Source organism: Chitinophaga sp. SVR4-12A (assembly GCF_056754765.1).
On the sequence record NZ_JBPGWP010000001.1, the window covers coordinates 6,106,133 to 6,126,885 of the forward strand.

Genomic DNA, 20,753 nt, shown 5'->3' on the forward strand with positions numbered 1-20,753 from the left:
GAGATTGATATATGAAACGAATGATCGTGCTGCTGATCCTGGCAGCCCTTACGTCCTGCAGTAAGTTCCTGGAAGAGGAACCTTCAGGTTCACTTAGCATGGCGCATTATTACAAAACGCCGGAGCAGGTGAGCGCAGCGGTGAATGGCTGCTATGAAGGGCTGGCTACTCCCTTTGTAGAGAACATCGGCGTATCGGTAAGCCCGGTATACTCGCTGGAGTACATCACTGGTTACAGCCGCAGGCCACGGCCCTCGGGCTTTGAAGACGACCAGTTCCTGCGGCTGGAAAAGCTGGATGATGCTAATTCGAGATTACAGGGATGGTGGGTGGCCACGTATTACCCGGTGGAGAACTGCAACAGTGTGATCGAGCATGTAAGCGTTACCACACTGGTAGATGAAGTGACCAAACAACGTTACCTGGGGCAGGCGTACTTCCTGCGTGCATGGTACTATTTCCAGGCGGTGCGCTTATTTGGAGATATCCCTTTGAAGCTGACCACCACCAAAGACCTGAACGATGTGAAGATCCGCCGTTCGCCGAAAGAAGCTGTATATGAGCAGATCGTGAAGGATCTTACCATGGCCGAAAACAGTGGACTGCCCTGGATAGATCCCAGCGGGCATGTGAGCCTTGGCGCTGTAAAATCGCTGCTGGCAAAAGTATATATCACTATGGCAGGTTATCCTTTGCAGAAGGGCATGCCTTATTACGGGAAAGCATATGCCAAGGCGATGGAAGTGATCGACAGCCACCAGTTCTCTTTGTTCGAGCAGTATAGCGATCTGCGCAACCCGGCCGTACAGAATTCCCGGGAACACATTTTTATGATCCAGCATCATCCTACGGTGGCGGTAAGCAATATACACGGCGCTTATCTGCCATACCCGGTGGAGCCTATCTCCATACAGCCCGCCTATGGCGGCGCCATGGCGCCAACACAGGCATTCTATGATGCTTATGCAGATGATGACGGACGCAAACAGGAACAGGCGTTTTTCTATACCAAATACCCGCGTTATGGATACCCGGCAGAAATGATCTATTTCCCTGCGCCTTACATCTTCAAGTTCTGGGATAGCGATGCAGAGAAGACAGGGCGCTCAGGGGCCAACTTCCCGCTGATCCGTTATGCGGACGTATTGCTGCTATGCGCGGAGGCCAGAAGCCATCTTGATGGCGGTACTACATCAGACGCTGCTGCTATTGACGCTTACTATGCAGTGCATCACCGGGCTTTTCCCACTGCCGCCAAACCGGCTGCCTTAACTACAGATGATATTCTCAAGGAAAGATATTGGGAGCTATGCTTTGAGTTTCAGACCTGGTATGATATGCTGCGCACCCGCAGGGCTTTTGATGTAAGCAGCGGTCAGATGACCGATCTGCTAGGATACAAAGCCCCCAATCATACCCGGGCATTTATTGAAAGTGATCTACAATTTCCATTACCATTAGCTGAAGTTCAGAAGAACCCGGACTTGGCGCTTTAACAACAGCATGAAAAGAATTTTTATTGGCCTGACGGTGTTGCTCACCGTTGTGGCACAGCGATCTTTTGCGCAGCACTATTTTATTGACGGTTACCATGGCGGCAGGTATGGGCATTACCCGGAAGGCTATACGGGGTTTATAACCCAACAGCTGCAGGCTCACCCTTACTGGAAGATCAACCTGGAACTGGAGCCGGAAACCTGGGACCTGGTGCGCGTTATCGAGCCGGAAGCTTATGCCGCTTTTAAGAACCTGTTTGCAGACCAGTCGGATACCGGCCGTATCGAGTATGTGAACCCGGGCTATGGCCAGAGCTATCTTTATACGAGCTCCGGTGAGAGTATGATCAGGCAGCTCAGTTACGGTATTCAAAAAGTGAGAGCACATTTCCCGCAGGCAGTATTCACTACTTACTCCAGCGAAGAGCCTTGCTTTACCAGCGCTTTGCCGCAGGTACTGCTGTCTTTCGGGTTTAAATATGCGTCGCTCAAGAATCCGAATACCTGTTGGGGAGGCTATACGCGCGCTTTTGGCGGCGAGCTGGTGCAGTGGCAGGGACCGGATGGAAGCAGGCTGCTCACTGTGCCGCGTTATAGTTCCGAAGAACTGGCCGCCAATTCAACCTGGCAAACCACTGCATGGAATAACGGTAAAGCATATATACAATCTGCATTGGCAGCGGGAATTCAACATCCTGTGGGAATGTGCCTGCAGGATGCTGGTTGGCGCGGAGGTCCCTGGCTACAGGAGAAAGCGCAGTATGAAACCTGGCGAGGGTATATTGGCCGTATTGCGAACAAACAGCATACAGGCTTGTGGCAGCTGAGCCAGGAAGATATACAGGTAAGCCTGGTCTGGGGTGCGCAGGTGTTACAGCGCATTGCACAGCAGGTAAGAAACGCGGAGAACAAACTGGCTGCTGCTGAAAAGTATGCCGCCATCCGCACGCTGTATGAGCATCAGCCCTGGCCACAGCAGGCCCTGGATACTGCCTGGAAATCCCTGCTGCTGGCGCAGCATCATGATTGCTGGATCGTTCCCTATAATGGCCGCAAGGGCGATCAGTGGATCGATAAAGTAAAGCGCTGGACAGATATGACCCTCGCGGTAAGCGATAGCATACTGCAGCAGCAAGGTATTCCGGAGAAGCGCATACGCATAGTGAACACTACCGGGCATCACCGTGAAGAGTGGGTTACTGTCCAAAACCCCAATGGCAGCCCGTTGATCTTCAAAGCGAGCGTGCCACCCATGGGATACAAGATTTATCACCTGCAGGAAACAGGTAAGGAGGCGGTTCCAGCCAGGCAGCACAAACAATTGCCTGACGGCCGTTATTATATTGAAACTGACCTGTACCGCTTGATAATAGACCCTGCGAGGGGTGGCATAATCACCAGCCTGATTGATAAAAAGCAGGGCAAGCGGGAGATTGTAGACACAAAGAACGCCCGTGGCTTTAACGAGCTGAGGGGATACTTTTATAAAGAAACCGCCTGGCGTTCCAGTACGGATACGGCGGCTACCGTACGCATAATAGCAGATAACCAGGGGCAGGTAGTGGTGGAGATCAATGGCTTTATCGCGGGACATCCTTTTACACAGCTGCTTACACTGGCTAATGGACGGCGGAGGATTGATATGCAGGTACGGATCAACTGGCAGGGCGATCCGGGGATAGGCGCTCCACAGGCAGCGCACTACCGTGCAGAAGACTATCACAAGGCATTTTATAACGACAGCTTTAAGCTGCAGGTATTGTTCCCGCTTAACTTACCGCAGCAAAAGCTTAGTAAGGATGCACCATACGATGTCACAGAAAGCCATCTGCCTAATACCTTCTTTAACACTTGGGATAGTATCAGGAACAATGTGATCCTGCACTGGGCAGATGTAACAGATGGTAATGCCGGGATGGCGTTATTCACTGACCATACCACCAGCTATGTGCACGGAGAGCATTACCCGCTGGGTTTTACTTTACAATATGCCGGTACTGCTTTATGGGGCCGTAATTATAACATTGAAGGCCCTACAGAAGTAAAGTATGCCATTGTGCCGCACCGCGGCAAATGGGATGCGGCCGGTATCAGCAAAGAAGCCGCCAACTGGTGCGAACCGCTGCTGTTAATGCGAGATCCCGGGAGCAATGATTTTTCGCTGTTATCCCTGCAGGACGAACGTTGGCAGATACCAGCTTTGCTGATGGATGGAAAAGACCTGATTGTCAGGATCTACAATGCTGCGGGTGACAACCGTGAACGCGAGCTGTACTTTTCCGGATCGGCTGAACAGGCAATACTGGAAGAACTGGATGGCAGGCCGCGGCAAATACTGGTACCCCGGAAAGTAGCCGGGAAGACAGTTATCCGGCTGTCTATGCCACGGTTCGGGATCCGCACTCTCCGTTTAAAAAATGTAAATGTTCATCAATAATCAGTACGATATGAAAAAACTATTTTATTCCATTACACTAGGTTTGGTATCGCTATCGGCACATGGGCAGGTAAAGCCTTTTCAGCAGAACGACCGCGTGATCTTTGTAGGCAACAGTATTACGGAGCAGGGCGCATATGTGTCTTATGTGTATCTCTATTACATGACGCATTTCCCTGCCAGGAAGCTGCTTATTATGAACGGTGGTATCGGTGGCGATAAGGCGTCTGATATTTACAGGCGGCTGAACTATGATATCCTGGCCAAGAAACCGAATGTGCTGGTACTGACTTTCGGCATGAATGATACCGGTTATTTCGAGTTCAATGGTGATAATGCAGACAAGACAGCAAGTGAGCGTATAGCAGCTTCCCGCCAGAGTTACGGGCAAATAGAGCAAAAGCTGCTGCAGGTTCCGGGGATCCAGAAAATACTCATGTCATCCCCGCCTTATGATGAAACAGCGAAGATCGGAGGGAATGTTTTCCGTGGTAAACACAAGGCAATGCAGCAGATAGTGAAGTTCCAGCAAGACGCTGCAGAAAAAAATAAGTGGCCCTTTGTTGACCTGTTCTACCCGATGACGGAGCTGAATACCCGCCTGCAGCAAAAAGATTCCGCGTTTACACTCATCGGGCCAGACAGGGTGCATCCAGGCAATGGAGGTCACCTGGTGATGGCTTCGCTGTTCCTGAAGAGCCAGGGCCTGAGCGGCCAGCCGGTGGCAGATGTACGCATTGATGCAGGCGCCGCTAAAGTACAGTCAGCAGTTAATTGCAAAGTGAGCAATCTGGCGGCTACTACAGGTAAAGTAAGTTTCGACTATCTTGCAGCGTCCTTGCCTTTCCCGGTGGATACGGTAGCCCGGATCTGGGGTAATAACCAGAAGCAATCCGACGCCCTGAACTGGATCCCTTTTACCGAGGATTTTAACCGGGAAATGCTGCAGGTAGCGGGTTTGCAAGCCGGCGAATATGCTTTGCAGATAGACGGGCATACAATCGGCCAATGGGCAGCCAGCGTTTTTGCCAACGGTATCAACCTGGCGACACAGCCGGAAACACCGCAGTACAAACAAGCTACCTCCATTATGCAGCTCAATATCCGCCGTGCAGAAGTGGAGTCACGCCTGCGCCGTTATTACTGGGTACAGGGTAATTTCTTTGACAAAAGGAACCTGCTGATGAAGGATAATGCTGCGGCACTGGACAGCATCCGTAAGTATGCAAAGACTGACGGTATGCTGCGTTATCATGAAGAGAATTACGAAACGGCCATGTACAAAGAACTGCGCGGCCTCTGGCAGCAGGAGATCGATACGATCATTCAACTGATCTATCAATTGAACAAACCCGTTTCGCATAAAATTGAGATCGTTAAAATTTAATCATTGTGAAGACCATCGCTCAATTATTCCTGATTATTGTTTTAAGTGTTCCGGCCATTTGCATCGCACAGGAACCGGCTGATTATGTGAATCCCTTCATTGGCGCGAGCACGAGTGTAGGCGCAGCCGGTGTTTATCATGGTCTTGGGAAAACCTTTCCGGGGGCAGCCACGCCATTCGGTATGGTACAGCTTAGTCCAAATACCATCACCGGCGGCGACAATGGTTCCGGTTACAGTTATGAACACACCACGATAGAAGGCTTTGCCTTTACGCAAATGAGCGGAGTAGGGTGGTATGGCGACCTGGGAAATTTCCTGGTCATGCCAACTACCGGCCCGCTGCAAACCGCTGCTGGCAGGGCGGCACATCCTGAAGAAGGATACCGTTCTGCTTATTCCAGGCAGGATGAAAAAGCCGCTGCAGGATATTACGCCGTAAAGCTAACAGAACATAGTATCAATGCAGAGATGGCAGCTGCTCCGCACAGCGGTATCATGCGCTTCACGTTTCCAGCCAGCCAGCAGTCGCGTATACAAATAGATCTTGCCCGCAGGGTAGGAGGCACTTCCACCTGGCAGGAAGTGAAAGTGATAGATGATCATACTATCGCAGGATCTATGCAATGTACTCCCGAAGGCGGCGGCTGGGGTAATGGCGATGGCAAGGCTAATTACACGGTGTATTTCTATGCGCAGTTCAGCAAACCGCTTTCAAAATATGGTGTATGGAGCGCCGACATTCCCGATGGATGGACGCGTAAGCGGGAGGATATAGAAAGTGAGCGTTACCAGCAACAGATCGCCCATGCGGCGGTATTGCCGGGGATCAAAGAGAAGGCAGGGAAGCACCTGGGTTTCTATACAGAATTTGCTACTACTGACCAGGAAGCGGTGCTGATGAAAGCGGGTATCTCATTCGTCAGCATAGCCGGCGCGCAGGCCAACCTGGAAGCAGAGATAAAAGACTGGGACTTTGACGGTGTGCAGCGGGATGCCTGGGTGCTATGGAACCAGGCGCTGGGAAAAATGACTGTTACAGGAGGCACTGAGGAACAAAAGGCCGTGTTCTACACCGCCTTGTATCACACAATGATAGATCCCCGCAATTTTTCAGATCTGGATGGTAAATATATAGGCGGTGATGGCAAAGTGCATACTGCCCAGGGCTTTCATAAACGCACCATCTTCAGCGGATGGGATGTGTTCAGAAGCCAGATGCCGTTACAGACAATCGTCAATCCTGCAGTAGTGAATGATATGATCAACTCATTGGTGAGCCTGGCGGATGAAAGCGGCCAGCACTACCTGGAGCGTTGGGAATTCCTGAATGCTTACAGCGGCTGTATGATCGGTAACCCGGCCGTTTCCGTTATTACTGATGCCTACGCCAAAGGCATCCGTGGATTTGATGCGCCGAAGGCTTATACTTATGCCAAAAATTCCGTAGAGAAATTTGGGAACGGCAGTAAAGGATACTCCACCGGCGGATTGAGCATATCGCTCACCCTGGAATACGCGTACTTTGACTGGTGTTTAGGCCAGCTGGCGGGTATGCTGGGCAAGGGAGAAGATGAAAAAAAATACACAGCACGCGGCAGTAATTACCGCCATGTATTTGATACGGCAAAGGGCTGGTTCCGTCCGCGTAATGACGACGGTACCTGGCAAGCCTGGCCGGAGAACGGCCGTATGCGGCAGGGCTATGGCACCATTGAAAGCAGCCCTTATCAGCAGGGTTGGTTTGTGCCGCAGGATGTACCAGGCATGGTAAGCCTGATGGGAGGAAAGGAAAAAGTGCTGGCTGATCTGAGCGCCTTCTTTGAGAAAGTGCCGGCGAATATGATGTGGAATGATTATTACAATCACGCCAATGAGCCGGTGCACCATGTTCCCTTTTTATTCAACCGCCTGGGGGCGCCCTGGCTTACCCAGCGGTGGACACGGGAGATCTGCGCACGCGCCTATCACAATTCCGTAGAAGGATTGGTAGGCAATGAAGATGTGGGCCAGATGTCTGCCTGGTATGTATTGGCTGCCAGCGGCCTGCATCCTGTTTGTCCGGGCAGTACCCGGTATGAGATCACCAGCCCGGTATTTGATACGGTGGCTATTCAACTGGACCCGGCCTATACCAAAGGCAGTCAATTCAGCATCATTACCCGCAAAAATTCGCCTGACAACCTATATATACAACGTGCGTGGTTGAATGGCAAACCTTATACCCATTGTTATATTGATCATGCCAGCATTGCCGCAGGGGGAACACTCATCCTGGAAATGGGCAATAAGCCAAATAAAAGCTGGGGGATCCAATAAAAATTTTAACAGGAATGGCGGTACGGGTTTTTTCACGTGTCATAACAGGTAGGGACAGCAAATTTTATCACCAAAAGCTGAACGCTACCACGTATGTACGTTATGAGACTGAAAAGCATGTTCGCTATTCCTGTCTGCCTATGCCTGGGGATCCTTACCCTGCTTTCCTGCGGTAAGAAGAACTTCCTGGACCAGACGGAAACTACTAACCTGAACGAGCAAACCGTATTTTCTGACAGTGCCCGTACGGTGGCATTCCTTACCAACATTTACGTTGACATTGGCTTTACCGAAAACGCTACCCGCTTCGGTAACGGCGGACTGGATGCTGCCTGCGATGAGGCAGAACCGCAGAAATCGGCCTCGATCACTACCTCTGTGCAATTTGCCACGGGCACGGTGAATCCTTCCATTATCAGCAAAGATGCCTGGGACCTGCCTTACACCAACATCCGCCGGGTAAACCTCTTATTGAAGCACCTGCCGCAAACGCCTATTCCATCGCATGTCCGTAATGTAATGAAAGCAGAAGCCCGTTTCCTGAGAGCGTGGTACTATGCTATCCTGCTGAAGCATTACGGCGGTATTCCGCTGCTCGGCGACTCCGTGTTTAACACAACGGATAAGATCCCGGCTGTTCGTAATACCTATAAGGAATGCGTGGATTACATCGTTTCGGAATGTGATGCGGCAGCCGGAGCCCTGCCCCTGGAACGGATACGGGAAGACTATGGCCGGGCCAGTGGCGGCGCTGCAATGGCGCTAAAAGCAAGGGTACTGTTGTATGCTGCCAGTCCGCTCTTTAATGGCGGAAACATTGCTCCGCAGAACCCGGTTACCGGTTATACGGATAATGTAGCAGAGCGCTGGAAACTGGCTGCGGATGCTGCTGCCGCCGTGATGCACAGCAATGCCTACTCCTTGTACGAAGACAATACAACGGCGCCTGGTTATGGCTTTTACAAGGTGTTTACCATGCGGGTGAACCCCGAGTATATCCTGGCCAGGATGCAGGGAGGCAATCGCGAGCTGGAAACAGCCTGGCAGCCACCCTCCCGTGATGGCGCGCATGGCGGTTTTCCCTATCAGAATTTTGTAGATGCTTTTGGCATGGCTAATGGTAAGCCGATCACGGATCCGGCCGCTGGTTATAATCCCAATGATCCTTATAAAGACCGGGATCCACGCCTGGCTTATTCTATTATACGCGATCAGACATTGCTGATACAGAATAACGGTTTGAAGGAGCCGGTGAATATTTACCTCGGCAGCGATGGCAAAGGCGTGAGCCAGGATGCTGTGTATGCAGGTACTCCTACCGGTTACTATACCAATAAAATGCTGGATGAAAATATCGCGGCCAATTTTATCCATGGCAGTCAGCGTTGTTTTCCGCTGATCCGGTATGCTGAAGTGCTGCTGAATTTTGCGGAGGCTACTAACGAGTATACAGGGCCTGTGCAGGAAGTATATGATGCGGTAGAACTGGTACGTAAACGTGCGGGGCTATCGCCTTACCAGCTGCCCGCAGGCCTTAGCCGGGAGCAGATGCGGGAAGCCATCCGCGCAGAAAGGAGAGTGGAGCTGGCCTTTGAAGGCCATCGTTTTTGGGATGTGAGAAGATGGAAGATCGCCGAACAAACAGAAACGAAGATGATGAATGGAATGGAAGTAAGGCGCGCCGGAAGTACTGTAAGCTATACCATCTTCCCGGTACGCAAGCACAATTTCCGGACGGCCATGTATCTCTGGGCTATCCCGCAAAGCGAAACGGCAAAATCACCTGAGTTAACACAAAACCCTTCCTGGTAAAACATTCAAGCATGCAATCAAGATTTCCGATATGTTTAACGATGATGGTGCTCTTGCTGATCATCCACGCGTGCAAACGCGATGAAATACGGGTGCCTGAGCAGCCGAAAGACATTTCCGGCGCCTGGCGCATTACCAAAGCCATGCGTAATGGTGTAGACATCACCGCACTAACAGACTTTACACAATTCAGGATCCACTTTAATCCGGATGGGCAATACACCATAGAAAACCCGCTGCCTTTCGTGGTGAGCAGGAATGGCAGCTATAAGCTGGATGATCCGAAATACCCGTTCCGCCTGAGCTTTCAGCAAACGGGCGTGAACGCGGAAACAAGCACCAGCTTTACTTACCCGGTAGTGAACGGAAAGCGTAACCTGAACCTGACCTTCAGTCCGGGTTGCGCTGCCAACACTTATCTGTACACGCTTGAAAAAGTAGCACCCTAATCCAATCCAACACACCACGAAATGAAAAAATATTCATACGGCCTTAGCCTGATCCTGCTTTTACTGGCTAGCTGCGTATTCCTTGACGGCGTGGATCAGCCCTCATCCGCGAAGGCAGGAGAGGACCTGACCATTGTCATGCATAACCGCATTGATGTGGCAGACGGCGGGCGCTCAAACGTGCGGCTGATCATCGGTTTCCTTGCGCCTAAAAGCTGGCAGGCAGCCATTAATTCAACGATCACTTATACTACCACCACCTATGGCGATGGTAAAATGGTGCCGGTGCCATCGACCATAGAACCTTCCAACGGAAAGAACTGGCCTGCAGCCCTGAAAGAGCGTTTTGGTATGGGCGGCAATTTTATGACGGACGACCTGGAGTGGGTGGTGTTCTGGACTGAGCAGGCTTACAATGTGCCGCAAGGCGTAAAGGAAACGATCGATGTTACGATCGTGACCAAAGCGGGTCCGGAGAACACGCAATTTAAGACCGGCTACTTCCTGGGCACCAGCTCTGAGGGGCTCAGCGATGTATTTGGTTCCAATAATGTTTACAAGTGTCAGTTTAAGGATTGTTTTATGATCACAGATGGTCAGGGCGATCTGATAGACTTCTGTAACCCGCAGATAGCAGCGGTTACGCCCGGTACGGCTACCGACAATGACTTTATTACCGTGGCCTTTGACCCGGATGTAGTGCAAACCCCCCTGAGTGGTGTGGGCAGCATTTACTTCTGCGCGAAGGCTTACACCAGTGATGGACAGGTGCTGGAAGCCTGTACACAAACGGACGCTTCAAAGCTGAAAAAATGTACCGGTAATAAATCCGCCATCACCTTCTGGCCACGTTCATTCTTCAAGGTGCAGGATGGGCAGGTATTGCAAAAGATCGAATACTTCTTTACAGATGCTACCGGTACCGTAAAGGTTGGGTTTAGCAATACCGCTAATCCTTTTGTGTACACATTCAAATGCCAATAAAACTGATACAATGGCTTACCGCTACATGCAACGATATATTTTTATTCTTAGCTGCCTGACGCTTCCGTTTTATGTGCAGGCGCAGGGTCAACAGCCCGGCGCGGTTACCAGCGATACAAGCACGCTGATGCTCCGTACGGACGATCTGTTCATCCCTTCCCCTCAACGTATACCCGTGCTGTATGGAGAGGTTTCGCGTAGAAGTATAGTGGGCTCCATCGCTACGGTATATACCAACCAATTGTCTACCACACCGGCCACCTTATATGCCTATGCATTGCCGGGACGCCTGGCGGGGCTGTATACGCAGCAGACCAGCGGCTTCCGCAATCCCGGTACAGGCAATAACTTTGATGTAGACATATTTGTAGGTAATATTCCGAAGCCCGGCGCTATGGAGCCGAGCGACAATACGGAAATGAATTTATGGCTGAGAGGACAGGTGCCGGTAACGATTGTGGATGGTGTACAGCGGGATGTGTTTTCCATCGATCCGGAGAATATTGAATCTATCTCTGTGCTGAAAGATGGCTTGTCCACCATCCTGCTGGGCCAGCGCAGCTCGCGCGGTGTTTTACTTGTGACCACCAAACGCGCCCGCCCGGGTAAGCCGCGTTTATCGTTTACCGCACAAACAGGTATACAGCAATCATTAAATTTGCCCAAACCATTGCATGCCTGGGAGTATGCTTACCTGCTGAATGAAGCATTGCAGAATGATGGCAAGGCGCCGCTTTACAAGGAAGCGGACTTTCTTGCCTTCCGTGATCAGACAAGCCCGGCTACGCACCCGGACGTAAACTGGTACGATGCGATATTACGCGATAATGCACCCCTGTCGCGCTACAATCTGAATATTAACGGTGGCGGCAATGTAGCCCGTTATTCTGTATCCCTGAACTATACCGATCAGCAGGGCATCTTCAAAACCTCGCCTGCTAATAGCTACAATACCAATGCTGGTTTAAAGCGCTACCTCATTAATACGGATGTGAATATTGATGTAAGCGCTCATCTGAACGTAGGTATGCAGATCTTTGGCCGCCTGCAGGAAGGCACACAACCTGGCGCAGGTATTAATAGCCTGCTGTCAGACCTGTTGGCAACACCCAATGTAGCATATCCTATCCATAATCCCAATGGCAGCTGGGGAGGCACGGGTAACCTGACGACCAATCTGCTGTCGCAAACCATCAACAGTGGCTATATACAGGACAACAGTAAAGACGTGATGGCGAATATAGACCTGCGCTATGATATGGGCGACTGGCTGCCGGGGCTCTCTGTAAAAGGTAAGGGCAACCTGTCCATACAATCGGCGAACGCCTTTGATCGCAGCAAGCGCGAGCTGGTATACCGCATGACGGTTGCACAAGGTGATACCTCATATACCAAGTATGGTCAGGCGATCACACAGAAGAATGATTTCATTACTGTTTTTAATGCACAATACTTTTTCGGGCAATTATCACTGAACTATGACAGGCAGTTTGGCTTGCATGGAGTAAATGCCGTAGTGCTGGCCGACAGGCGGCAAACGATCTATAACTATGACCTGCCCGGCAAGTCAACGAATCTCTCGGGTAAAATAGCCTACAATTATGCCGACAAATATTTTATTGAAGGAGCACTGAACAGGAGCGGCTTCAACCGCTATATGCCCGGTAAACAATACGGGACTTTCTTTGCCGGTGGTGTTGGCTGGGATATGGCGCAGGAGCACTTTATCAAGGGCCATGCAAACTGGCTGAACCAATTGAAGCTGAGAGCTACCTATGCACATACGGGAAACGGTATTGATAATTCGGGCTATTACATCTGGCGCCAGGATTTCAGCGAGAACAACGGCGTAGGTGGCGGTATCTATGAACAGGGCACTGCCCGTTCTCCTGCATCCGGCTTCCAGGAAAATGGACTGGCTAATGTGAACATCTCCTGGGAAACGGCGCGTAAGCTCGATATAGGGATCGATGTATCGCTGTTCGATAACCAGCTGCAGATAACGGGAGATTATTATCATGACCGTTATGCGGACCTCTTGCAAATAAGAGGAAAGAGCATTGCCTTATCGGGCGCCAGCTATCCCCCGGAAAATATCGGCGTTAATCTATACTATGGCGGAGAACTCACGCTCACCTACCAGGGCCGGGTGGATGATCTTAATTATTTCATTACCGCCAATGGCAGCATAGAGCAAAGCAAAGTAGTGTTCATGGATGAGCAGCGCCGCGATTATGACTGGAACAAAAGAACCGGGATGCCGGTGGGCATGCGCTTCGGATATATAGCAGACGGCTTTTTCCAGTCGGCTGAAGAAGCTGCAGGCAGCGCCACCATTGCCGGTTATAAACCGATACCCGGGGATATCAGATATAAGGACCTGAATGGTGATGGCACGATCAACCAGTTTGATGAAGCTCCCATCGGTACATTCAAGCCCCGCATTTACTATGGTATCTCTGCTGGTCTTTCCTGGAAAGGGTTTGAAATAAGCGCCTTGCTGCAAGGGGTGGGCAACCGGACAAATTATGTAGCCAATTTTGCGACAGAGATGGGCTTCCAGTTCGTGAACTTCACTTATGGCCAGGCCTATGAGCAGATCACCGGCCGCTGGACACCTGAAACAGCTACTACGGCAACTTATCCGCGCCTGACGGCTGATGCTAATCATAACTACAATAAGGCCAGCTCCTCTTTCTGGGTGCGCAATGGCAGTTATTTCCGTTTGAAGAACCTGAGCATTGCCTATAACCTGCCTTATGCGTGGATGCACCGCCTGCGGCTGAGCAACGTAAAGGTATTTGCAAATGCCCAGAACCTGTTCACCCATGCTGCATATGATTTTGTAGATCCCGAAGTGGGAGTGGGCGCCTATCCCATTCAGCGGGTGTTGAACACCGGTATCAATATTAAATTCTAGTCAGCCATCTAAATAAAGCACAATGAAGCAATCCCGCATAATGTTCCTACTGGCCGGCTGCCTTATTTCGCTGTTGGCCTGCAGAAAGGATTATGAAGCAATCCCGCTTGAAAAAGTGACCATAGAATATGTATTTGACAAAGATGATTCCCTGGGTACTTACGCCAATAAATTCCTGAATACTATTTATTCGAAGTTGCCAGGCGGCTATAACCGCGTAGGGGGTGATCTGCTGGACGCTGCATCAGACGATGCGATCTCCGGTCTTAGCGGCACCTCGAGCGTATCGCAGCTGGCTACAGGGGCATTTACCTCCTATGCTACTATTGCTGATGAAACGCCCTGGAACAACGCCTATGCTGCTATCCGGGCTGCCAGTATTTTTGTTTCCAATATAGATGTATCACCGGTGAAGGAGAAGCTGCCTAACGGCAGTTCTATCCGCTATGCCTGGAAGGCAGAAGCGCGTTTTATACGGGCCCTGTTCTACTTTGAATTGCTGAAGCGTTATGGCGGTATCCCGCTGATGGGCGATAAGGTAAGAGAACTGGGAGATGATGTGCAGGTGCCGCGTAGTTCCTTTGCAGATTGTGTGCAATACATCGTAGGCGAATGTGATGCGATCAAAGACAGCCTGCGGCCTAATCCTGTAGTAGCGCCGGAGCTGAACAGCCACCGTGTTACCAGGGGGGCTGCTTTGGCCTTAAAAGCACGGGTGCTCTTGTATGCTGCCAGTCCGCTGTTCAATGGGCAGAATATAGAGCCCGGCAATGTGCTTACAGGGTATACCAACTATGACAAAGAGCGCTGGAAGCTGGCTGCTGATGCAGCGCGGGATCTGATCAATGAAAATACTTTTTCACTGTTGCCCAATTTCAAGCACATCTTTACTACGCAGCAAAACAGCGAAGTGATCTTCTTCAGACAAGGTGGGGGCAACAATACCGGTGTTGAAACTACCAACGGGCCTATTGGTTTTGCACAGGTGGCACGCGGCCGTACTAATCCTACGCAGGAATTAGTGGATGCCTTTCCTACTGATGCTGGTTTGCCGATCACAGATCCTTTATCTGGCTATAATTCCAATGATCCTTATGCGCACCGCGATCCGCGCCTGAGCATGAGCGTGCTGTATAATGGTGCACGCTGGCTGAATACGGAGATACAAACCTTCCAGGGTGGGCAGCACATTTCCAGCGGTGCAGAACCGGGCACTAAAACAGCTTATTATATGCGCAAGTTCATGGGGGATTTTGAGAACGCTACACAGTACAGCAATATCAGTCATGACTGGATCATGTTTCGCTATGCCGAAGTGTTGCTGAATTTCGCGGAGGCGGAGAATGAATATAACGGGCCTGCTGCAGCAGTGTACCAGGTGCTGAAAGACCTGCGTGCCCGCGCAGGCATTGCTGCCGGCGATAATGGCATGTACGGCTTAAAGGAAGGTATGAGCACGGAAGAAATGCGTAATACGATCCGAAATGAACGGCGGATAGAGCTGGCCTTTGAAGAGCATCGCTTCTGGGATATCCGCCGCTGGAAGATTGCGGCGCAGGTATACGGAAAGCCGCTGCATGGAATGAGTATCCAGAAAGAATCAGCGGTATTCAACTACAACATAGTGGAAGTGTTCAAACCTGTGTTCATTGCACCGAAAATGTATCTCTATCCTATTCCTTACGATGAAGTAGTGAAGAATGATAACATGCGCCAGAATCCCGGATGGTGAGTTTTATTCCTTACAAGAAATCAAAGAAGAAGATGAAAAATATTATACTGTTTTTACTGCTGCTGGCTGTTGCGCCATTGTCGTTAATGGCTCAGCAGAAGACTATCAGTGGCACTGTAAAGGACCTGAATGGTGTGCTGCCCGGTGCTGCTATTTCGGAGAAGGGCATGCCTGCCAACGGGGTGATCGCCGACTCAGACGGCAGGTTCAAACTGACGCTGAAGGGCCGTTCCCATACCGTGATCGTAAAGCTGATCGGCTTTACCGGACAGGAGGTCGATGTTAGCGGCGAGTCTTCCATTGACGTAGTGCTGCAGCCTTCTACGCAGGGACTGGACGAAGTGGTAGTAGTTGGCTTTAACCAGGCAAGGCGTATCACCAACACCGGTGCGGTGAGCGCCATTACCGGATCGGAGATCAGGAATGTTCCTACGGCCAATGTACAGAATACCCTGATGGGTAAGCTACCGGGCTTTGTATCGCAACAACGTTCCGGTCAGCCGGGAAGGGATGCATCAGATTTCTTTATCCGAGGAGTGAGCTCATTGAACAGCGATGGTAACAGGCCGCTCATTATCGTGGATGATATTGAGTACTCCTATGACCAGTTACAGCAAATCAATGTGAACGAGATAGAAAGTATTTCCATCCTGAAAGATGCATCTACTACCGCAATATATGGTATCAAAGGCGCCAACGGCGTATTGGTAGTTACTACCCGGCGCGGAAAGAACGGACGGCCGCAGGTCAATCTCCGCCTGGAATCCGGGCAACAATCCCCCGTAAAGACACCGAAGTTCCTGGATGCCTACAATACGGCCTTACTGGTGAATGAGGCCTATAAGAATGATGGCTTAGCGCCGATGTTCACCGCAGCAGACCTGGAGCTATTTCAGAACGGTAAAGATCCTTATGGTCATCCTAACATCAACTGGTATGACGCTATCTTCAAAAAACATGCTTACCAGGCGAATACCAATATAGATATCTCCGGCGGCACAGAAGCGGTGAAGTACTTTATATCCGGTGGCTTCCTGACACAGAACGGCCTGGTAAAAGACTTCTCTGATCCGAGAAATGAAGTGAACACGAATTATTTCTTCCGCCGGTATAATGTGCGCTCCAACTTTGATATGCGGGCCACTAAGACACTGACCTTACGGGTAGACCTTACTGCGCGTTTTGGCGACATCAACCAGCCGTATGCCGCCAATGTGGTGTCAGAAGTGTATAATTTTGAAAAGATCCATCCGTATTCGGCCCCGATGATGAACCCGAATGGCAGCTATGCTTTCGCCGCAGATACGAAAGATAAATTGCCCACTATCAATGCCAGGCTGGCTAATGGAGGTTATAGCCGCAGCAAGCGAACAGACTTTAATGTGCTGGTTGGCGCTACACAACAGCTCGACTTCATGACCAAAGGATTGTCTTTCACTGCGCGCGTAGCTTACGCGGGTATAGAGCAATACTCAAGAAATCTCTTCCGCCCCGAAGAGCCGCCGTCCTTTCATTATAACCCTATTGACGAATCTTATACCCTGGACCCCCGCGGCAATTACCGTTTGCAGGCATACCGGGTAACAGGCACTACCGATCTTTACAGCCGCAATGTAAACACGCAGGCCTTTCTGAGCTATGACCGTACTTTTGGCGATCATGCCGTAAATGGGCTGGCCTTGTATAACAGGCAGAGCTATGCTTTTAAATCAGACATCCCTGCTAATTTCAGGGGCTTTTCTTTCAAGGCAGGCTATAATTATAAACAGAAATATTTGCTGGACATCAACGGTGCTTTCAATGGTTCGGACCGCTTCCAGGCAAAGAAAAGGAATGGCTTCTTCCCTGCGGTGGGAGTGGGCTGGAGCATATCGCAGGAGCCGTTTTTTAAGGATCATATAAAATCTGTAAGCCTGCTGAAACTGCGTGCATCCTATGGCGTGGTGGGATCGGATGTTACATCGGGTAACCGCTACCTATACCGCCAGGAGTATTTTTACGGCGGCGGTTATTCCTTCGGCGAGAACGATACGCAACAAGAATCTATCTATGAAGGAGAGCTGGGCAACCTGGACGTGACCTGGGAGAAGGCGAGGAAAGCAGATGTGGGCATTGATGTGAACCTGTTCAATGACCGGCTTTCTTTTACGGTGGATTATTTCCACGATATCCGCTATGATCAGCTGGTACGTAAAGGCTCTGTGCCTGATATGCTGGGTATTGGCTTTAGTCCGACCAATGTAGCCAAGACCAGCAACAAAGGTTTTGACGGACAGATCAACTACCGCACCAGCATCCGCCAGGTGAATATTAATACCAGTTTAGTGTTCCAGTACTTTAAGAACAAGGTGCTGTTCAGAGATGAAGCACAACCAGCTTATCCCTGGCTACGGGAAACGGGCTTGCCGATCGATCAGCCTTTTGGCTATACTTTTATCGGTTACTACACACCGGAAGATATAGACAAGATACAGGCCAATGCGCATGATAAACCTGCCACGCCGCTCAGCGAATATCCCATACAGGCGGGCGATCTCAAATACAAGGACATCAATGGTGATGGTGTGATCGACAACAATGACCGTGGTCCTATCGGCAGGCCTAACCTGGCTAATACCGTATTGGGGCTTAACCTGGGGGCTAATTACAAAGGCTTCAGCGTTAACCTGCTTTTCCAGGGGGCCTTCGGCTATAGCTTCAGCGTGGTGGGCACTGGTATTGAAACTTTCCAGAGCCAGTTCCAGCCTATTCACCAGGAAAGATGGACGCCGGAGCATGCTGCCAATGCAGCGTTTCCGCGCCTCACCAGCAATCCAACGACGGTTAACAGCGCACGTACCTATATGTCGGATTTCTGGCTGATTGATGCGCGGTATGTACGCCTGAAAACCATCGACCTGGGATACCAGCTACCCAGCCGCTGGCTGCCGCGACGTTTGAACAATGCACGCCTTTACCTGAGCGCGTACAACCTTTTAACCTGGACCAATTATGATAAATACCAGCAGGACCCCGAAGTAGCAAGTAACAGCGCCGGTGATGCTTATATCAACCAACGTGTGGTAAACCTCGGTATCCAAATCGGTTTTAAATAAAACAGCATAATGAGCAAAGTATTATTGCTGCTGACAAGCAGCCTGTTCTCCTTTTGTGTAAAAGATCCGCTGGAAGGATATAAGAGCCAGGAGCGCGCTATTCTTTCTTTCAGGCTGCCCACAGGGCAGATAGGCGAAGCGGAGATTGTGAACGAAACGGATTCGGCAACCATCACCGTATGGGCGGAAGATGAGCTGGACCTGCAGGCTATCAGCCCCATGGTAAGCGTTTCCAAAGGAGCTAAAGTATTACCGGCGCCCGGCGTGAAAGTAGATTTTGCTGCTAACGGCAACCGCTATACGTATAAGGTCACCTCTGAAGCAGGCATTACCAAGAGCTGGTATGTGCGCATCCGGAAAGAAAGCGAAATGGCCAAAGGGCCGCGCCTGCAGCTGTTGCCCAATAACGGCAGGTGGGACCCGCGGGTTACTGTATACAGTGACCTGGATTACAATGATTACCTTACCCGTTACCAGCACTGGAATGGCGGTGACGGCTGCTATTCGGCGCTGTTGCCGGATGGCCGTTTGCTCTGGTCTTTCCAGGACAGCTTTTTTGGACAGGTGAGCACGGACAGGAACCGTACTAATAATGTGATGCGCCGCAATGCTGCACATCTGCAGCTGGATACTTCTTTACAGAGCTTTATTCCTTTGAACCCTGGTTCAGCCAACCAGAGCGAGACCTGGATCAAATATGGTGACGCGCCTGAAGACCAGGACTGGTACTGGCCCGGGGCAGGACAGGTACATAATGGCCAGTTTCAAATGTTATTGAGCCATGTGAAGAAGACCGGTAACGGTACCTGGGATTTTGCACATGTGAGCACTGACCTGGCGGTGTTTGATCTGCCATCTATGCGGCTGAATCATATTGTGAAAGACAAGGACATTTCCAGCAATTACAGTGCTGGCAGCATGTGGGGGCAGGATGGGTATACGTATATGTACAGCACGGAGAACGGCTATCTTACCTCATTTATGTATGTGGCGCGTGCGGCAGGTCATGACCTGAGCGGAGCCTGGGAATATTACGGGCCGAACGGATGGAGCAGTACTCCTGTGAAATACAATGTTTGTAATGATATTACACAGCCGAATGTGTTCTACAAAGATGGTAAATATTATCTCGTATCACAGCAGATGCTGTTTGGACTGGACATTTACATCCTGGAATCCGTCACGCCTGTAGGGCCCTGGACCAACAAACGCACGCTGTATCATATCCCGGATCAATATAGTGGCGATATCATCAGCTATAATGCTTTTGTGCATCATGCACTGAGCAGGGAAGGGGAGCTGGTGATCTCGTATAATATCAATCCAACAGATTTTAACAGCAATTTTAATAAGCCTGGTAGTGCGGATAGGTACCGGCCGTATTTTGTGCGGGTATATAATTGGAAATGATGACATGTCGCAATCACCCCCTCAAATAGTCGTATTTAGACATTATCTCATTCATGGAAGCGATATAGTTTTGCATTAAACAAACAGACAAACAAAACCTAAAAATCTTAAAGCCATGAAAAAGAATAAAGTTATCTTCTGGATTGCCACTATCATTATCGTATTGTGGGATGGCGTGATACCTGGCCTTACTTCTCATACCGCGCTTGCCGTGGAAGCTATCAGGAAACTGGGTTATCCCGATTATTTCAGGGTAATGCTGACCGTATTTAAAGTGATCGGCGCTATCATCCTGGTGTTTCCTTTTGTTCCTGCCCGCCTGAAGGAATGGGCCTATGCAGGATTTGGTATCAGCCTGATCTGCGCTGCGGTAAGCAATGCAGCGGTGTATGGTTTCGGGAGCTTTGCCATTTTTCCGCTGGTGATCATGGCGATATTGGTGGTGTCTTATGTGTATTATCATAAGTTGTTGAGTGCTGGGGCCTTTGGCCGTGGTGGCAGCCGTGTGGTGGATGGTGATTTTGGGAATGCAAGGGCAGTACTGCAATAAAAAAAACAAAACCCGCCACATCGGCGGGTTTTGTTTTTTCTGTGCGGAGGAAGAGATTCGAACTCTCAAGCCCTTTCAGGCACTACCACCTCAAAGTAGCGCGTCTACCAATTTCGCCACCTCCGCTGGTCTGGGGTGCAAAAATAGAATGTTTTTCAAAATG

The 20,753-nt window shown here is 50.3% G+C and carries 12 protein-coding genes and 1 tRNA gene; 12 read left to right on the forward strand and 1 reads right to left on the reverse strand.

Annotation, left to right across the window (positions count from 1 at the left end):
• Positions 1-11: 11 nt before the first annotated feature.
• From ACR9Y8_RS24830 to ACR9Y8_RS24885, 12 genes are all read left to right on the forward strand, one after another.
• Positions 12-1,496, forward strand: a complete 1,485-nt coding sequence (locus tag ACR9Y8_RS24830; RefSeq protein WP_481215949.1) for a RagB/SusD family nutrient uptake outer membrane protein — start codon at positions 12-14, stop codon at positions 1,494-1,496.
• A gap of 7 nt (positions 1,497-1,503) precedes the next feature.
• Positions 1,504-3,933, forward strand: a complete 2,430-nt coding sequence (locus ACR9Y8_RS24835) for a glycoside hydrolase family 38 C-terminal domain-containing protein (protein WP_481215950.1) — start codon at positions 1,504-1,506, stop codon at positions 3,931-3,933.
• Between the two features lie 10 nt (positions 3,934-3,943).
• Positions 3,944-5,320, forward strand: a complete 1,377-nt coding sequence (locus tag ACR9Y8_RS24840) for an SGNH/GDSL hydrolase family protein (RefSeq protein WP_481215951.1) — start codon at positions 3,944-3,946, stop codon at positions 5,318-5,320.
• Between the two features lie 5 nt (positions 5,321-5,325).
• Complete coding sequence (locus ACR9Y8_RS24845; protein ID WP_481215952.1) at positions 5,326-7,638, forward strand: GH92 family glycosyl hydrolase; 2,313 nt, start codon at positions 5,326-5,328, stop codon at positions 7,636-7,638.
• Between the two features lie 102 nt (positions 7,639-7,740).
• On the forward strand, positions 7,741-9,450 hold the full coding sequence (locus tag ACR9Y8_RS24850) for a RagB/SusD family nutrient uptake outer membrane protein (protein ID WP_481215953.1): 1,710 nt from the start codon (positions 7,741-7,743) through the stop codon (positions 9,448-9,450).
• Positions 9,451-9,461: 11 nt separating this feature from the next.
• Positions 9,462-9,899: a DUF5004 domain-containing protein gene (locus ACR9Y8_RS24855; protein WP_481215954.1), complete on the forward strand. Its 438-nt coding sequence runs from the start codon at positions 9,462-9,464 to the stop codon at positions 9,897-9,899.
• A 21-nt stretch (positions 9,900-9,920) separates the two neighbouring features.
• Positions 9,921-10,883 (forward strand): DUF4961 domain-containing protein, encoded by a 963-nt coding sequence (locus ACR9Y8_RS24860; RefSeq protein WP_481215955.1) that lies wholly within the window; start codon positions 9,921-9,923, stop codon positions 10,881-10,883.
• 10 nt (positions 10,884-10,893) lie between these two features.
• Positions 10,894-13,803 (forward strand): SusC/RagA family TonB-linked outer membrane protein, encoded by a 2,910-nt coding sequence (locus tag ACR9Y8_RS24865; protein WP_481215956.1) that lies wholly within the window; start codon positions 10,894-10,896, stop codon positions 13,801-13,803.
• 22 nt (positions 13,804-13,825) lie between these two features.
• On the forward strand, positions 13,826-15,535 hold the full coding sequence (locus ACR9Y8_RS24870; protein ID WP_481215957.1) for a RagB/SusD family nutrient uptake outer membrane protein: 1,710 nt from the start codon (positions 13,826-13,828) through the stop codon (positions 15,533-15,535).
• 32 nt (positions 15,536-15,567) lie between these two features.
• Positions 15,568-18,630 carry a SusC/RagA family TonB-linked outer membrane protein gene (locus ACR9Y8_RS24875; protein WP_481215958.1) on the forward strand — a complete coding sequence of 1,021 codons (3,063 nt, stop codon included), beginning with the start codon at positions 15,568-15,570 and terminating at the stop codon, positions 18,628-18,630.
• A 9-nt stretch (positions 18,631-18,639) separates the two neighbouring features.
• A complete protein-coding gene (locus ACR9Y8_RS24880; RefSeq protein WP_481215959.1) occupies positions 18,640-20,040 on the forward strand; it encodes a DUF5005 domain-containing protein in 1,401 nt (466 codons plus the stop codon).
• Positions 20,041-20,155: 115 nt separating this feature from the next.
• On the forward strand, positions 20,156-20,590 hold the full coding sequence (locus tag ACR9Y8_RS24885) for a DoxX family protein (protein ID WP_481215960.1): 435 nt from the start codon (positions 20,156-20,158) through the stop codon (positions 20,588-20,590).
• Positions 20,591-20,632: 42 nt separating this feature from the next.
• Here ACR9Y8_RS24885 and ACR9Y8_RS24890 read toward each other — a convergent pair.
• Positions 20,633-20,716 (reverse strand) — tRNA-Leu (locus ACR9Y8_RS24890).
• Positions 20,717-20,753: the final 37 nt, after the last annotated feature.

Excerpts from the sequence above, each read along its gene's own strand:
- ACR9Y8_RS24870 (WP_481215957.1), top strand. The coding sequence starts at position 13,826 with ATGAAGCAATCCCGCATAATGTTCCTACTGGCCGGCTGCCTTATTTCG.
- ACR9Y8_RS24855 (WP_481215954.1), top strand. The coding sequence starts at position 9,462 with ATGCAATCAAGATTTCCGATATGTTTAACGATGATGGTGCTCTTGCTG.
- ACR9Y8_RS24875 (WP_481215958.1), top strand. The coding sequence starts at position 15,568 with ATGAAAAATATTATACTGTTTTTACTGCTGCTGGCTGTTGCGCCATTG.
- ACR9Y8_RS24885 (WP_481215960.1), top strand. The coding sequence starts at position 20,156 with ATGAAAAAGAATAAAGTTATCTTCTGGATTGCCACTATCATTATCGTA.
- ACR9Y8_RS24840 (WP_481215951.1), top strand. The coding sequence starts at position 3,944 with ATGAAAAAACTATTTTATTCCATTACACTAGGTTTGGTATCGCTATCG.
- ACR9Y8_RS24835 (WP_481215950.1), top strand. The coding sequence starts at position 1,504 with ATGAAAAGAATTTTTATTGGCCTGACGGTGTTGCTCACCGTTGTGGCA.
- ACR9Y8_RS24830 (WP_481215949.1), top strand. The coding sequence starts at position 12 with ATGAAACGAATGATCGTGCTGCTGATCCTGGCAGCCCTTACGTCCTGC.
- ACR9Y8_RS24880 (WP_481215959.1), top strand. The coding sequence starts at position 18,640 with ATGAGCAAAGTATTATTGCTGCTGACAAGCAGCCTGTTCTCCTTTTGT.
- ACR9Y8_RS24860 (WP_481215955.1), top strand. The coding sequence starts at position 9,921 with ATGAAAAAATATTCATACGGCCTTAGCCTGATCCTGCTTTTACTGGCT.
- ACR9Y8_RS24850 (WP_481215953.1), top strand. The coding sequence starts at position 7,741 with ATGAGACTGAAAAGCATGTTCGCTATTCCTGTCTGCCTATGCCTGGGG.
- ACR9Y8_RS24865 (WP_481215956.1), top strand. The coding sequence starts at position 10,894 with ATGGCTTACCGCTACATGCAACGATATATTTTTATTCTTAGCTGCCTG.